13 protein-coding genes are annotated in these 15,922 nt (G+C 42.6%); 9 read left to right on the top strand and 4 right to left on the bottom strand.

Annotated elements, in window-relative coordinates; all coding sequences use genetic code 11:
* The first annotated feature begins 9 nt into the window (after positions 1-9).
* The 5 genes from ACF3OH_RS06555 to ACF3OH_RS06575 all read left to right on the top strand — a co-directional run bounded on the left by ACF3OH_RS06555 (position 10) and on the right by ACF3OH_RS06575 (position 4,832).
* On the top strand, positions 10-813 hold the full coding sequence (locus ACF3OH_RS06555; RefSeq protein WP_392456489.1) for a sulfurtransferase: 804 nt from the start codon (positions 10-12) through the stop codon (positions 811-813).
* A 71-nt stretch (positions 814-884) separates the two neighbouring features.
* The gene (rlmN, locus tag ACF3OH_RS06560) at positions 885-1,952 is read left to right on the top strand and encodes a 23S rRNA (adenine(2503)-C(2))-methyltransferase RlmN (protein ID WP_204589191.1); all 1,068 of its coding nucleotides are present in this window, start codon (positions 885-887) and stop codon (positions 1,950-1,952) included.
* A 143-nt stretch (positions 1,953-2,095) separates the two neighbouring features.
* The gene (locus ACF3OH_RS06565; protein ID WP_392456492.1) at positions 2,096-3,070 is read left to right on the top strand and encodes an ABC transporter substrate-binding protein; all 975 of its coding nucleotides are present in this window, start codon (positions 2,096-2,098) and stop codon (positions 3,068-3,070) included.
* A gap of 15 nt (positions 3,071-3,085) precedes the next feature.
* A complete protein-coding gene (locus ACF3OH_RS06570) occupies positions 3,086-4,051 on the top strand; it encodes an ABC transporter permease (RefSeq protein ID WP_204589198.1) in 966 nt (321 codons plus the stop codon).
* Positions 4,035-4,832 (top strand): ABC transporter ATP-binding protein, encoded by a 798-nt coding sequence (locus ACF3OH_RS06575; protein ID WP_204589199.1) that lies wholly within the window; start codon positions 4,035-4,037, stop codon positions 4,830-4,832. Before ACF3OH_RS06570 ends, ACF3OH_RS06575 begins: the two co-directional genes overlap by 17 nt.
* Before the next feature lie 51 nt (positions 4,833-4,883).
* On the opposite strand, the gene ilvA is transcribed toward ACF3OH_RS06575, so the two are convergent.
* Together ilvA and ACF3OH_RS06585 are read right to left on the bottom strand one after the other, a co-directional pair.
* Positions 4,884-6,146: a threonine ammonia-lyase IlvA gene (ilvA, locus tag ACF3OH_RS06580; RefSeq protein WP_392456720.1), complete on the bottom strand. Its 1,263-nt coding sequence runs from the start codon at positions 6,144-6,146 to the stop codon at positions 4,884-4,886.
* A gap of 69 nt (positions 6,147-6,215) precedes the next feature.
* Entirely contained in the window at positions 6,216-7,118 is a 903-nt protein-coding gene (locus ACF3OH_RS06585; RefSeq protein WP_392456495.1) for a LysR family transcriptional regulator, read from the bottom strand.
* Positions 7,119-7,234: 116 nt separating this feature from the next.
* Here ACF3OH_RS06585 and gltB point away from each other — a divergent pair, with 116 nt between their 5' ends.
* The 4 genes from gltB (at position 7,235) to hisF (ending at position 14,710) form a co-directional block, all read left to right on the top strand.
* On the top strand, positions 7,235-11,731 hold the full coding sequence (gltB, locus tag ACF3OH_RS06590; protein ID WP_392456498.1) for a glutamate synthase large subunit: 4,497 nt from the start codon (positions 7,235-7,237) through the stop codon (positions 11,729-11,731).
* Positions 11,732-11,746: 15 nt separating this feature from the next.
* On the top strand, positions 11,747-13,216 hold the full coding sequence (locus ACF3OH_RS06595) for a glutamate synthase subunit beta (protein WP_392456500.1): 1,470 nt from the start codon (positions 11,747-11,749) through the stop codon (positions 13,214-13,216).
* A gap of 106 nt (positions 13,217-13,322) precedes the next feature.
* On the top strand, positions 13,323-13,946 hold the full coding sequence (gene hisH / locus ACF3OH_RS06600; RefSeq protein WP_392456503.1) for an imidazole glycerol phosphate synthase subunit HisH: 624 nt from the start codon (positions 13,323-13,325) through the stop codon (positions 13,944-13,946).
* Positions 13,940-14,710, top strand: coding sequence for an imidazole glycerol phosphate synthase subunit HisF (gene hisF / locus ACF3OH_RS06605; protein ID WP_392456506.1), 771 nt, complete (start codon positions 13,940-13,942; stop codon positions 14,708-14,710). Before hisH ends, hisF begins: the two co-directional genes overlap by 7 nt.
* A 111-nt stretch (positions 14,711-14,821) precedes the next feature.
* Here the strand turns inward: hisF and ACF3OH_RS06610 are convergent, their stop codons facing one another.
* Together ACF3OH_RS06610 and ACF3OH_RS06615 are read right to left on the bottom strand one after the other, a co-directional pair.
* Positions 14,822-15,256, bottom strand: a complete 435-nt coding sequence (locus tag ACF3OH_RS06610) for a hypothetical protein (RefSeq protein WP_392456509.1) — start codon at positions 15,254-15,256, stop codon at positions 14,822-14,824.
* A complete protein-coding gene (locus ACF3OH_RS06615; protein ID WP_392456511.1) occupies positions 15,246-15,815 on the bottom strand; it encodes an SLOG family protein in 570 nt (189 codons plus the stop codon). Before ACF3OH_RS06615 ends, ACF3OH_RS06610 begins: the two co-directional genes overlap by 11 nt.
* Positions 15,816-15,922 lie beyond the last annotated feature (107 nt).

Genomic DNA, 15,922 nt, shown 5'->3' on the forward strand with positions numbered 1-15,922 from the left:
AGGATGAATATGATCATTACTAAAGATTTGCATGAACTTCCAAAACAACACGTTCGTTTCATCGACACACGATTTGATTTACAAAACCCCACTTGGGGCGAGCAAGCTTACCAACAAGACCATGTGCAAGGCGCTATCTATTGGCACCTAGAGGATCATCTTTCGGATATGTCTCGCTCTGAAGGCCGTCATCCTGTTCCGTCAAAACAACGGATGACAAAGCTAATTCAAGCATCTGGATTAACATACGAAGACGAACTCGTCATTTATGATCAAGGAAACGCACCATTTGCTGCACGTGCTGCTGTACTACTGCTGTGGGCGGGTTTTACGAATGTCTCGATTGCGCGTGAAGGATATGGCCGTCTAAAAGAAGTGTTTCCGCTAGAAGGAGGCACTGCTTGGTATCCTTCAACAAATCAAACTCTACAGTTCCATGATGGTCTTCTTGCGGATCAGCAGGATGTGAAAAATCATATTGCTCAAAATGGCATGTTGATTGATGCACGTTCTACTGATAGATACCGAGGAGTGACTGAGCCCATCGATGCGATTGCCGGACATATTCCAACGGCAGCAAACATTGATTGGGAGCAATTGAAATCGGACAGAGGTCTTTTAAAAGGTACAGAAGCAGAAGCGCTTTTTCGCCATCTCCCTGAAGAGAAGGAAATCATGACCTATTGTGGAAGTGGTGTTACAGCATCTCCCTTAACCATTGCGCTACTAGAGAGTGGGAGAGAGAACGTGCGTCTCTACGCTGGTAGTTACAGTGACTGGATTCAAACGAATGAAATTGAGACAAGTAAATAAACTTGTCACTCATCCAATCCTATAGTATAATGGGAAAATTGTAATGAGGATGAAATGAGGGACACCATAAAATGAAAAAATCAATTTATAGCCTGACAAAGGATCAATTAACAGACTGGTTACTTGAGCGTGGTCAGAAGAAATTCCGTGCAGAGCAAGTGTGGAATTGGTTATATGTTAAACGTGTACAATCGTTTGAAGAAATGAACAATGTGAATAAAGAATGCTTGCAACTACTGAGCGAACATTTTGTAATGCAGACATTGAAAGAATCTGTAAAACAAGAATCGGCAGATGGGACAATCAAGTTCTTGTTCCAACTAGAAGATGGCAACTTGATTGAAACTGTACTTATGCGCTTCCATTACGGACTTTCCGTATGTGTAACGACACAAGTGGGCTGTAATATCGGTTGTAGCTTCTGTGCTAGTGGACTCTTAAAAAAGAGCCGGGACTTAGATGCGGGAGAAATTGTTGGTCAAATCATGAAAGTACAAGAACATTTAGATGCTGCTGGGAAGCAAGAGCGTGTCAGCCATATCGTAGTTATGGGTATTGGTGAACCTTTTGATAACTATACAAACTTGATGAATTTCTTGACAGTTGTTAATGATCAAAAGGGACTTTCAATCGGAGCACGTCATATCACAGTGTCCACGAGTGGACTTGCAAAGAAAATCCGTGAATTTGCAGATGAGCAGACTCAAGTGAATCTTGCAGTTTCTCTTCATGCGCCAAACGATGACTTGCGCAGTAAAATCATGATTATCAATAAAGCATTCCCAATTGAAAAATTGATGGATTCTGTTGATTATTATTTAGAGAAAACGAACCGTCGAATTACGTTCGAATACATTTTGCTTCGTGACGTGAACGATCATGTAGAAGAGGCGAAACAGTTAGCGGATCTTCTCGAGAATAAGCGGCACTTGTCCTATGTAAACTTGATTCCTTACAACCCAGTTGATGAACACGGACAGTACCAGCGAAGCACACCAGAAGCAATCGATGCCTTCTTCCAAACGCTTAAAAAACGTGGCATCAACTGTGGTGTTCGTATGGAGCAAGGGACGGATATCGACGCAGCTTGTGGACAACTTCGTAGTAAGCAAATCAAAAAAGAAAAAGTTGCAAATTAATCGAGTCAGCAGAGATATTATCTCTGCTGATTTTTTTATTTGTATTATTTCTGAAAATTCGATTGACTTTCATACAAAACCAACGTACTATAGCTTTATAATACTTCGTCGCTTCAACGCGCTAAAGTTAAGGGGGAAATGAAATGAACTGGAAAAAATCACTCGGACTACTTGCACTATCATCTACTCTATTACTTGCTGCATGTGGTGACGCATCACAGCAAGCAGAAGGGGCAGAAGATCAAGTCACAATCGGTGTTACACAAATTGTGGAGCACCCTTCCTTAAATGCAGCATTTGAAGGCTTCCAAAAAGCAATTGAGGATGCTGGAATCGATGCAAATTACCAAATTGAAAATGCACAAAATGATACGAGTGCAAATACTACCATTGCGACGAACCTAGTGAGCGCAGAAGTAGATTTGATTTTTGCAAACTCTACACCTAGCGCACAAGCTGTCGCAAGTGCTACCTCTGAGATTCCAATTGTATTCACCTCTGTAACAGATGCAGTTAGTGCGGAACTTGTGCAGTCGATGGAATCACCGGGTGGAAACGTAACAGGTACGGTCGATACACAACCAGAAGCGATTCCAAGCACAATGAAATTTTTGAAAGATAATTTGAATGCAACATCTGTTGGAATGGTATTCAACTCAGGTGAGCAAAACTCTCGCGCTCAAGTCGGTCGAGTAAAAGAAGAAGCAGCTAAAATCGGAATTGAAATTGCAGAAGCCTCGGTAGCGACTTCAGCTGAGGTCAAGCAAGCAACAGAGTCATTGATTGGTAAAGTCGATGCACTTTACATCATTACAGATAATACAGTTGTATCTGCCTTAGAATCTGTCATCTCTGTGGCAAACGACAACCAATTACCGGTAATGGTGGGTGAATTTGATTCTGTAGCCCGTGGAGGACTTGGAGCTTACGGATTTGATTACTTTGATATCGGCTATGAAGCGGGTGAGATGGCTGCTCAAATTTTATCAGGTGAGAAAACACCTGCAGATCTACCAGTTCAATATCCACAAAACGTGAAATTTGTTGTCAATAAAGATGCAGCAGATACACTAGGTATCACTATAGATGAGAGCTGGAATGCTGAAATCGTTGAATAGAAAAGGGGAATACCTATGCTAGGAGCACTAACAGGAGCAGTAGAACAAGGATTGATTTATGGGATAATGGCACTCGGCGTCTATTTGACATTCCGGGTGCTTGATTTTCCTGATCTTACGGTAGACGGAAGCTTTGTTACGGGAGCTTCTACTGCTGCTATGATGATTGTACTTGGCTACTCGCCACTGCTTGCCACTATAGCGGCACTAGCAGCAGGATTTATTGCTGGAATAGGAACAGGGCTCTTGCATACAAAAGGGGGCATCAATCCTCTACTGTCTGGTATTTTGATGATGATTGCCTTGTATTCAATCAATTTACGTATTATGGGGCTCACTGTTGAAAATTCCGTCGGACGACCAAATATTCCACTACTACAATCTGAAACATTAATTACCAAGTACATCTCGTTCATCGAATCATTAGGTATCCCAACATACTATGCGATTGTAGTTGGTGCACTTGTTGTTGTCGCAGTCGTAAAAATTGCATTGGACCTCTTTTTAAAAACGGAAGTGGGTCTTGCTTTGCGCGCGACTGGAGATAATAAGCGAATGATTCGAAGTTTTTCAGGAAATACAGATCGTCTGACAATCATCGGTCTTGCGATTTCGAATGGTTTAGTGGCACTTTCAGGTGCTCTTATCGCCCAATACGGGAAGTTTGCAGATGTTGGAATGGGTATCGGAATGATTGTCATTGGATTAGCATCTGTTATTATCGGGGAAGCGCTTTTTGGAACAAAATCTATTGTGCGCATTACACTCGCTGTTATTGTAGGTGCTGTAATCTACCGTCTTGTATTAGCATTTGCCCTACGTATCGAGTTTTTAGATACAGGGGATATGAAACTGCTAACAGCTTTAATTGTTGTATTGGCTTTAGTTTTACCGACGAAGTTATCGAAACTTAAAAAACAGGCATTGCGTAAGCAACAAGTAGAGAAAAGAGGAGGTGTCGAACTTGCTAACCATTCATAACTTACAGAAACGCTTCAACGAAGGCAGTCATGATGAGAAGATTGCGCTCCGGTCGATTGATTTGACCCTTCAAGATAAAGATTTTGTAACGATTATTGGAAGTAATGGAGCAGGAAAATCGACTTTACTCAACTGTATTTCGGGGACATTGCCCATTGAGCAAGGAGATGTACTACTCGATAACCAAAATGTCGAACACCTGCCTGAACATAAACGTGCAAAGTGGATTGGACGAGTGTTTCAAGACCCGATGGCGGGAACGTCACCGACTCTGACGATTGAAGAAAACTTAGCAATTGCCTATTCACGCAATACAAAACGTAGTTTTCGATTCGCAGCGACAAAGCACCGCCGTGAGTTTTTTAAGTCGGAGCTTGAAGCACTTCATTTGAATCTTGAAAATCGCCTGACTACAAAAGTAGGCATGTTATCGGGGGGAGAACGGCAAGCTTTGTCACTTCTTATGGCCACATTTACCAACCCTTCGATTCTACTCTTAGACGAGCATACGGCTGCTCTTGACCCAGCTCGTGCCGAGTTGATCACCCAACTGACGAAACAATTAGTTGACCAAAAGGGACTGACAACATTGATGGTAACGCATAATATGCAACAAGCAATCGATCTTGGGAATCGACTAGTGATGATGGATCAAGGTTCGATTATTTTTGAAGCGGATGAGGAGCGCAAGAAGTCTTTGACGGTGCAAGATTTGTTGAATGAGTTCAAGCAGATCAAAGGTAGCCAGGCCTTGTCCGATCGTATGTTACTCGAAGCATAAAAGCAGCCTCCACTCAAAATGAGCGGAGGCTGGTTTTATGTGCCTATTTCATTAAACCAATAACTCAAATAATAAAGAGTCCGTGTTCACAACCTTGTAATCAAACCCATTCGACTCAAACCTCTCTACTAGTGCGGGATAATCTGCTGGGTCATGTAACTCAATTCCGACTAATGCTGGGCCGCTCTCTTTGTTATTTTTCTTCGTATATTCAAACGTCGTAATATCATCTTCAGGACCGAGCACGTCATGTAAGAATTGACGCAAAGCGCCCGCACGTTGAGGGAACTTTACTAAGAAATAATGGAGATAGCCTTCATATAATAAAGACTTTTCCTTGATTTCTTGCATCCTGGAGATATCATTGTTTCCTCCACTGATAATGGCCACAACTTGTTTCCCTTGTATATCCTCTTTTAACGTGTCAAGTGCAGCAATCGGAAGAGCACCTGCAGGCTCTACAACAATCGCATGTTGATTGTACATTTCCAAAATCGTCGTACATACTTTTCCTTCATCGACGGCAATAATCTGATCCACGGTCTGAGACGCTATTGAATAAGTAAAGGCACCAGCACATTTAACAGCAGCACCGTCCACAAACTTATCGATAGACTCTAACGCAACGGGTCTACCTTTCTCAAAAGCTGTGGCCATACTTGCTGCACCGCTGGGTTCAACGCCGATAATTTTTGTAGCAGGAGAAACCCCTTTAAAATAACTCGCAACACCTGAAATAAGTCCACCGCCACCAATACTTGCAACAATGACATCCACTGGTGTTTCTGCATCGTTTAAAATCTCGACACCAACTGTTCCTTGCCCTGCGATGATTTCATAATCATCGAATGGATGAATAAACTCTGCTTTCTTCTCGTCACAAAATGCGAGAGCGGATGCAGCTGAATCATCGAAAGTATCCCCTTCTAGACGAATCTCAACAAACTCGCCACCAAACATACGGACTTGATTCACTTTTTGTTTTGGTGTCGTCTTTGGCATAAAGATGGTTCCGAAAATCTTCAGTTCTGAACAAGCATACGCTACACCTTGTGCGTGGTTTCCGGCACTAGCGCAAACAACACTATTTTGTCTCGCCTTTTCTTCTATAGAAATGATTTTGTAATAGGCACCTCTCAATTTAAAAGAGCGCACATGCTGAAGGTCTTCTCGCTTTAAATAAATTTCCGCATTGTAGCGTCTGCTCAGTACATCGTTTCGTTGAAGAGGGGTATGTACCACGACATCCTTCAATTGATGAAATGCCTGAAGAATCGATTCAACTTTCACGGTTTGCTTGTTTTGTACTTCAATCATTTCATCACACCTTTTTTTGAATATTGCATTAGTTTAACACACCGACGCGATGAAGTGAACGTGAAATTATAAATATTGGTTCATTCGTTTAAAAAAGTCTTTCGAGAATTCAATGAACACTTTCTCAGACGGTGTGAGAATTCGAGTAGCAGGTGTGATTAAGCCAACTGAACGACTGAGTGTTGGTGTGGTAAGTTGGATTTTTTTAATTAATCGTAAAGAGCCATCCGGCAATGTGCTATCTGGCAAAATTGAAATGCCTAGTCCGGCTGCAACTAGCCCCTTGATAGCATCTAAATCCTCACCGATTGAACTGACCTGTGGCACGAAACCAACCGATTGACATGCCTGTATGACAGTCTTGTGCAGCACAAACTCTTCTGGAAAGACGATAAAAGGCTCTTTTTTTAGCTCGCTTAAATGGACAGAACGTTGACTAGCTAAGCGATGTTGAAGCGGGACAACAAGTGAAAACGACTCTGTAAATAATTCTGTTGTTTCAAGTTCAGGGTCACCTGCTGGAAGTGGACCTATGAATGATAAATTAATCGATCGTTCCTTCACAGCATCTATTAAAAAGTGATAATTACCTTGTCTAAGTTGAAACTCGACATCCGGATGTTCTTTTCGAAAAGCAGTAATAACACTTGGTAAAAGTTGCGTCGCAAAACTACTGGGAAAACCTATTCGAATTGTCCCTTTCTCAGGATCTAAATAGTTCCCGATTTCCTCCAAGCCATAATTAATTTCAGCAAGGGCTCGTTCTGTATGTTTTAAGAAATCTCTACCAATCGATGTCAGCTTTACATTGCGACCAATTCGGTCGAATAACTGAACACCAAGTTCTTTCTCTAAATTAGCGATTTGCCTGCTAATGGCAGATTGGGCAACATGCAACTGAAGAGCGGCTTCTGAAATATGCTCCCGTTTTGCTACTTCTTGAAAGTAGATGAGTTGGCGTAGTTCCAAGGTTTATCGACACTCCTATCTCAAATTGATATGGATATAATAGTAATTATATATTGTTTATATCAGTTTGAAAACTTACACTATTCTTACACATCAATGACATGGAGGGATGAACAATGACATTTCATCAATACCCACAAAAACAAGGTCTATACAATCCGAAAGATGAACATGATGCATGTGGGATCGGACTCTATGCAAATATAAAAGGAATCGCCAGCCATGACATTGTGATGGATGGACTTGAAATGCTTCACCGATTAGATCACCGAGCAGGTCGTGGGAGTGATCATAAAACTGGAGATGGCGCAGGAATCATGGTGCAACTACCAGATGCTCTATTCCGACAAGTACTCGACTTTCCATTACCAACTCGAGGGGATTATGCAGTAGCAATGGTGTTTTTCCCGAATGAAGCAGTCGTTGAGGACGTAGCAAAGTCGAAATTAGAAGAACTTGTAAATGATTCTAAAACTATAGATTTTCTCTCATGGAGAGATGTTCCATTGAATGCAGAAGGGTTATCTGAAGCAGCAACCCACTCGATGCCAATCATCAAACAACTTTTTGTAAAAAAGAATGAGGCATCACAGGAACGTTTGGCATTTGAACGTGCCCTTTACGTCATCCGAAAGAAATTCGAACATTGGTTACTACAAGAAGGATACGAAGTGTACATTCCCTCTTTCTCGAGTGAGACGATTGTCTTCAAAGGACTTCTCACACCGAAAGAGGTTAGCGAGTTTTATGTAGATTTAAAAGATTCACGTTTCGTATCTGCCTATAGTCTTGTTCATTCGCGTTACAGCACAAATACTTTCCCTAGCTGGAAGCGAGCACATCCAAATCGCTACCTTGTTCACAATGGGGAAATCAATACATTGCAAGGCAATGTGAACTGGATGAAAGCGCGTGAAAAACAATTTGTCTCAGAACTTTTTGGTGAAGATATTTCTGAAATTCTACCGATTGTGGATGAGACAGGTAGTGATTCGTCAATGCTTGATAATGCGTTTGAGTTTTTGGTACTTGCAGGACGTACACCTGCACATGCAGCGATGATGATGATTCCTGAACCGTGGAGTGAAGAAAATCCACATATGACGCCAGAAAAAGAAGCATTTTATACGTATCATTCTACATTCATGGAACCGTGGGATGGACCGACTGCGATTTGTTTTACAGACGGCAAACAAATTGGTGCAGTGTTAGACCGGAATGGACTTCGACCTGCTCGATATTATGTCACGAAAGATGACCGCATCATTTATTCATCTGAAGTCGGCGTAGTTGATGTGGAAGAGGGCATGATTGTTTCAAAAGAACGCCTAAGTCCTGGAAAGATGTTACTTGTCGATTTAGAACAAGGACGAATTATCGGAGACGAAGAATTGAAACAAACGATTGCGACTGCAGAGCCTTACAGCGAGTGGATTGAAAACCTTGAAGTGCTTGAATCCACGCAAGAACTTGTAGAAAACAGTGATGATTTGCTCTACAAACAACAGTTGAATCAATACACGTTTGAAGACATTCATAAATATTTATTACCGCTTGCAGCGGAAGGAAAAGACCCAATTGGTTCGATGGGCAACGATACGCCACTTGCTGTATTATCTGATCGACCACAACTTTTATACAACTACTTCAAGCAGCTATTCGCACAGGTCACAAACCCGCCAATCGATTCGATCCGTGAGAAACTGGTCACGTCAACAATCAGTTATTTAGGTGCGGAAGGAGATTTATTAAATCCACAAGCTTCGCATGCAAAACGCATTTTTATTAAAACGCCGATTTTGAAGGCAAGTGAGTTGAACCAGCTCTACAACCATCCGGTGATGATATCCAAGACTGTAGAGGTTGCTTTTGAAGGATCTTTAAAAGATAAGCTAGATCAACTATGTGAAGAAGTTGAACAAGCGATTCTCTCCGGTGTCAGCTTGATTGTACTATCTGATCGCTCGTTACAAAGAGGCCAAAAAGTCGTCCCGATTCTCTTAGCCTCTAGTGGCATTCATCATCATTTAGTTCGAAAAGGACTTCGAACACAAGCTTCTCTGATCATTGAATCGGCAGAAGTAAAAGAAGTGCATCATATTGCTGCACTGATTGGATACGGAGCGGATGCAATTTACCCGTATCTCGTATATGCGACACTCCATCAAGCTATCGAAGAGGGTCATCTACAAAAAACTTACACAGAAGCAGTCACATCCGCAGTAAAAGGATTTACAGATGGTGTTGTGAAAGTTATGGCGAAGATGGGAATCTCAACAATTCAAAGTTACCGTGGAGCGCAAATTTTTGAAGCGGTAGGAATTGGCCATGATGTCATTCATGCCTATTTCACGGGTACTAAATCACAACTCGGTGGTATTAATTTGGATACGATTCAGCTGGAGATGGAAAAACGTGTAGAAGCTGCCGTCAGTCTTGCTGCTAAACCACTCGATTCCGGAAGTCAATTCCAGTGGCGAGCAAATGGCGAGCACCATGCTTTCCGCCCGAAAACTATCCATACATTGCAATGGGCGACACGTCAAAATGATAGTGGACTTTATCGCCAATATGCAGAAATGGCAAATGAGGAGCGCATGGGCTTTTTACGAAATCTGTTTGACATAAAGTCAGACTTGGCACCTATTCCACTTGAAGAAGTAGAACCCGCAAGTGAGATCGTGAAACGATTTAAGACAGGTGCGATGTCGTTTGGTTCATTATCAAAAGAAGCGCACGAAACGCTCGCTATCGCCATGAACCGTCTTGGAGGGAAAAGCAATAGTGGAGAAGGTGGGGAACACCCTTCTCGCTACAAACGGGATGACAACGGTGATTTCCGTCGCAGTGCCATCAAGCAAATTGCATCAGGGCGTTTTGGCGTCAAAGCGATTTATCTTTCTCAAGCAGATGAATTACAGATTAAGATGGCACAAGGTGCGAAACCTGGAGAAGGTGGCCAACTCCCAGGGAATAAAGTCTATCCGTGGGTTGCGGACGTCCGAGGATCAACACCTGGTGTTGGATTGATTTCACCACCTCCGCATCACGATATCTATTCAATCGAAGATATGGCACAACTGATTCATGACTTGAAAAATGCAAACCGTCATGCACGCATTAGTGTCAAACTCGTCTCAAAAGGTGGAGTAGGTACGATTGCAGCAGGTGTGGCAAAAGGTGCAGCGGATGTCATTGTAATCTCCGGTTATGACGGAGGGACGGGTGCTTCGCCGAAGACAAGCATTACCCATGCGGGTCTGCCGTGGGAACTCGGTTTAGCAGAAGCCCATCAAACGCTTATGCTAAATGGGCTGCGTGATCGTGTGACGCTCGAGACAGACGGCAAACTAATGACTGGAAAAGATGTGCTACTTGCCGCTCTTTTAGGTGCTGAAGAATATGCGTTTGCAACAGCTCCGCTCATTGTCATGGGCTGTGTTATGATGCGGGCGTGTCACTTAGATACTTGTCCTGTCGGAATCGCCACACAAAATCCAAAGCTCCGTGATAAATTTACAGGTGCTGCAGATCATGTCGTGAACTACATGTTGTTTGTAGCAGAAGAAATGCGTGAGTGGATGGCGAAACTTGGCTTCCGCACAGTAGAAGAGCTAGTGGGTCGCACGGATGCCTTACATGTCTCACAGCGCGCATCATCGCACTGGAAAGCAGGGCAATTAGACCTCACGGCACTGCTTCACCGAACAGATGGGCCACGAACAAAACAACGTGAGCAAAATCATCGACTTGAAGAATCACTTGACTTACGAGAACTGTTGCCGCAAGTGGAAGCAGCTATCGAACAAGGTCAGTCCGTCCGTATATCGGCACGAATTAAAAATACAGACCGCGTCGTCGGCACAATCATCGGTCATGAGATCACAAAACAGTATGGAGAGCTAGGTTTACCAGATGATACAGTGGAAATCAGTTTGACTGGACATGCTGGACAGAGTTTAGGCGCCTACACTCCAAAGGGTATGACTATCAAACTTCTCGGGGATGCAAATGATTATCTTGGAAAAGGGCTATCTGGCGGGAAACTGATCCTTGAATCAAGAGCCAAAAATGAGAAAGAGCGTGACATGATTGCCGGGAATGTTACATTTTATGGAGCAACTTCTGGAGAGGCATACTTGAACGGTCGTGCAGGTGAGCGTTTTGCCGTTCGAAACTCTGGAGCTACAATTGTAGTAGAAGGAATAGGAGATCACGGGTGTGAGTATATGACAGGTGGAAAAGTAGTCGTACTTGGAAATGTCGGCAAGAACTTCGGTGCTGGAATGTCGGGAGGAACTGCCTACTTACTATTGGATCAAGACAAGGATATTCAAGCGCTCAGCAATCATGAGATGATTCAACTCGTACGAATTGAAGAAGACGAAGAATATCATGAGGTTCGAAAACTGATTATGGATCACTTCTACTATACAAAAAGTACGAAAGCTGGTGAAATACTTGCCAACTGGGATGCCCTGAAATATCAATTTATAAAAGTAGAGCCAGTAGAGTATGCGAAAATGAAGCAACGCATTGTCGACTTAGAACAACAAGGCATAGACAAAGAAAATGCGGCTTTGCAGGCCTTTTATGGCGCAACAGTCGTTTGATAAGGAGGAAAACAGATGGGAAAACCTACAGGATTTTTAGAAATCAAACGTGATAAGCCATTTGAAGAGCCTCCAAAAAAACGGGTGCGGCACTTTGGCGAATACGGTGAGCGGTTTACGGAAGAACAAATGAAAGCGCAAGGTGCACGGTGTATGGACTGTGGCACACCCTTCTGTCACATGGGTATTGAGATACGTGGTGTGGCAGCAGGATGTCCGATTCAAAACGTGATTCCGGAATGGAACGACTTGGTGTATAAGGGACAGTGGAAAGATGCACTTGATCGTCTCTTAATGACCAATAACTTCCCAGAATTTACGGGTCGTGTATGTCCGGCACCTTGCGAAAGTTCTTGTACACTGGCGATTTCTGAGCCAGCTGTTGCAATTAAAAGCATTGAACGTAGCATTATCGATAAAGGGTTCGAAGAAGGGTGGATCACTCCACGAGTTCCTTCAAATCGAACGGGTAAAAAAATTGCCATTGTCGGTTCAGGACCAGCCGGACTTACAGCAGCCGATGATTTAAATCAAGATGGACATACCGTGACAGTGTTTGAGCGAGATGATCGTCCGGGCGGTTTGTTGATGTACGGAATTCCTTCGATGAAACTTGATAAAGATGTGGTGACACGCCGCGTGCAACTGTTGTCAGAAGAAGGTGTACAATTTATCGTCAACACGGAAATCGGAGTAGATCGTACACTTCATGATTTACGTGAAGAATTTGATGCTGTGATCTTATGTGTGGGTGCGCAGCGTCAACGCGTGTTGCATCTTCCAGGAGATGATGCAACAGGAATTGTTCCGGCTATGACGTATTTAACAAGCACCACAAAGAATCTACTAGATGGTCATAAAGCTGAGATTGATGTCAAAGGAAAACACGTACTCGTAATTGGTGGGGGAGACACTGGAGCAGATTGTGTAGCAACTGCTGTTCGTCAAAATTGTAAATCTGTCGTTCAATTCGGAAAACACCCACGTTTGCCAGATGCGCGCGATGAAATGCACATGTGGCCATCTGACCCAAACATTTTTAAAATGGATTACGCTTATGAAGAAGCACAGGCAGTGAAAGGGCAAGATCCTCGCGAATACTTGATTCAGACGAAAGAAATCGTCAAAGGAGCAAATGGACAAGTAACAGCTCTACGCACTGTGCAAATGGAGAAGGTTATTGGAGAAGACGGCTTCCATTATTTCCGAGAGCTTCCTGGCACCGAAAAAGAATGGCCGGCAGATATCGTATTTGTAGCGATTGGATTTGAAGGAATCGATCCAGAAGTGGCAGAAGGCACAGACCTTTCCATGTCACGAAACCGCATTAGCGCTTCGAAAGTGGATTATGCAACAAATATCCCGGGTGTATTTACTGCTGGAGACGCACGTCGCGGTCAAAGTTTAGTCGTCTGGGCAATCCGTGAAGGAAAAGAAGCAGCACAAAAAGTAAATCAATATATTTATTCCGTTCAACCCGTCTAAAAGGCGGGTTTTTTTCGATTAATAACTTTCTCCTGCTAGTGAATTAAAGTTATTTCTTTCTATTTTGACAAGGAGGTGGCATAATGAAAAGCAGGAGGCGAGTACGATGATTGGCATACTGGATTATGGTGCTGGCAATATGCACAGCGTAGAAAAAGCAATTAAAAAGCTAGGATATCCGTCCATACGAATCGAGGACGGTACATGCACAGAAGAAATTGATCAGTTGATTCTTCCGGGTGTGGGTCACGCGGAACAAGCGATGATTCAACTTGAAGAACGTGGATTAATTCCTTATATTCAACGAAAAGTAGAAGAAGGGATTCCGCTACTTGGAATATGTCTTGGGATGCAGCTACTGCTCGAGAAAAGCGATGAAGGCAATACGCAAGGGCTCGGTCTCTTAAAAGGTACGGTTCCTTACTTTGATGAGACTAAATTGAAAGTCCCTCACATGGGATGGAATGAAGTGAAAGATGCAAAACAGCATTTTCTGCTGAAAGATCTTCCAGAAGCATCCGACTTTTATTTTGTTCATTCCTATTTTGCAGCTCCGATTTCATCAGACGATATTATCGGATTAACTGACTACGGTGATGAATTTGCGTCTGCTATCGGGAATGACTATGTCATGGGTGTTCAATTCCACCCAGAAAAAAGTGGCGAAGCAGGTTTGAAGCTGCTCGATAATTTCTGTCGCTATGCGAAAAAGAAGGTGACATCATGTTAAAAAAACGAATCGTACCAGCAATCGATGTATTAGATGACAAAGCAGTAAAATACGTTCAGTTCCGGAATCCAACTATTATTGGCGATCCGGCTGAACTTGGCCGTAAATATTCGGAAGATGGTGCAGACGAACTTATCTATTTAGATACGACAGCATCTTTGAAAAACCAAGAACTCAAATATGAGTGGATTCGTCGCGTGGCAGAAGAAGTGTATATTCCATTCTCGGTTATCGGAGGTGTGCGCACAATTGATGACTTCCGTTTATTGCTTAGAGCAGGAGCAGATAAAGTAGGTGTGAATTCAGCTGCCGTCCAACGACCAGAGCTTTTGAACGAGGCTGCCGCAATTTTTGGAAAGCAGTGTGTTGTTCTCGGTCTGGATGCAATGCCGATCATGCGAGAAGATGGCTCCATTGAACGTTGGGAAGTGTACACGCATTCTGGACATGAAAATTCTGGGCGTGATGTAGTGGAGTGGGCGCAAGAAGCGGCAGACCGTGGAGCCGGTGAGATTATCTGCACAAGTATCCATAAAGATGGAATGAAGACAGGGTATGATGTGGAGTTGATTCGACTTCTTTCGGAGAAGGTATCGATTCCAATTATTGCGTCAGGTGGAGCTGGCAAGCTTGAACATATTTCAGAGGTGTTTACAGAAGCGAATGCAGATGCAGCACTTGTTGCTTCCATGTTACATTACGGGCATTACACGATTCCGGAAATTAAAGCGCATCTTCGTGAGTATTCCATTCCTGTAAGATAGTTCGTTAATTTAAAACGTATGAAATAAAAAGAAACCAGTCCAACTCTAGCGAGACTGCTAAAGTTGGGCTGGTTTTTACACAAATGCAAGTAGTATGCTTCGGAGGCTTTTTTATGCGCTATTTTTTTGAATAGTTGTAAGCAGCTCTTCTACAAAATCAATTGTTTCCGCCACAGTAAAGTCGTCTCGAAAACCTTCGACGTACTCTAAAGGTAGATTGAGTTCGGCTACTCCTTCGTTTGCATCAAATGTGAATGCAAATTTAAACTCTGGATTTGTCCATTTCGAAAGAAGTACTTCTTCTATAGCCTTCATCTTTGCTTTTGGCACATAAATACCAACGAGCAAATTATAAAATCGGAAAATATCATCAAGTTCTACTACAAAACCTTCTATCTTTAAATCATCATATGTTGGTTTTGCTACATAGATGTAATTTTCGATTTGATCTTTTACTAGAGATAGTGGTCCTGCCAAATCTGATTCAGATAGTGAGCGAATATACTCGTCATTTTCTTTTGTAAATAAATCTTGTTCAATAGCCATAGCTTTCGCCTTCTTTCCATTTTAATTGTTCGGCTGTTTCATTCAAATCATAGGATGTGAGTTGTTCAATAAAATAAGTAGGTTGTCCTTCTTTATAATCTTGAACCAATTTCAAGAAAAATTTAGGGCTAGCGGGCTGTTCATCATCGTATACAAGTAAAGTACCTTCACTGTTTCGGACGAGAAATTTATCGCGTTCTTGAAATTGCCAAGGTCCCTGATAGCCACCACTTGTGAGCGGTTGATAAAAATCAGCTTCAATTCGGAGTTGCTGGAATTCTGCTTGTTTTTCAGGTTTTAGTCGTGCAGTAAAATCGGCAAAAGGTGGTGTGATGGACAACTTAACCGGGAGACCTTCTCGCTTTAAAGATAAAACGACTTCCGCAGCCCAGATTTCAACACCTTGCTGACCTGAAATCAATACCCATTCTAAACCTTCTTCTACATACAAGCGTAAGCGATCCTCGAGGGCCGTTTTGATAATTGTGATACCAGGATGTTTCGAGTCGAAAATACCGAGCTCATTCCCTCTATATCCTGTAATGACTAATTTTTTCACCGTATCACCTCACCCAATAGTGTACATCAAATTGGTCATTTCGTGTCACATTTCGAAGGGTTAAGAATAGGATAAAGTGAAAGAGAGGGATTATGTGAGTCAATCTT

The organism is Chryseomicrobium aureum (assembly GCF_043182735.1).
Classification (GTDB): domain Bacteria; phylum Bacillota; class Bacilli; order Bacillales_A; family Planococcaceae; genus Chryseomicrobium; species Chryseomicrobium aureum.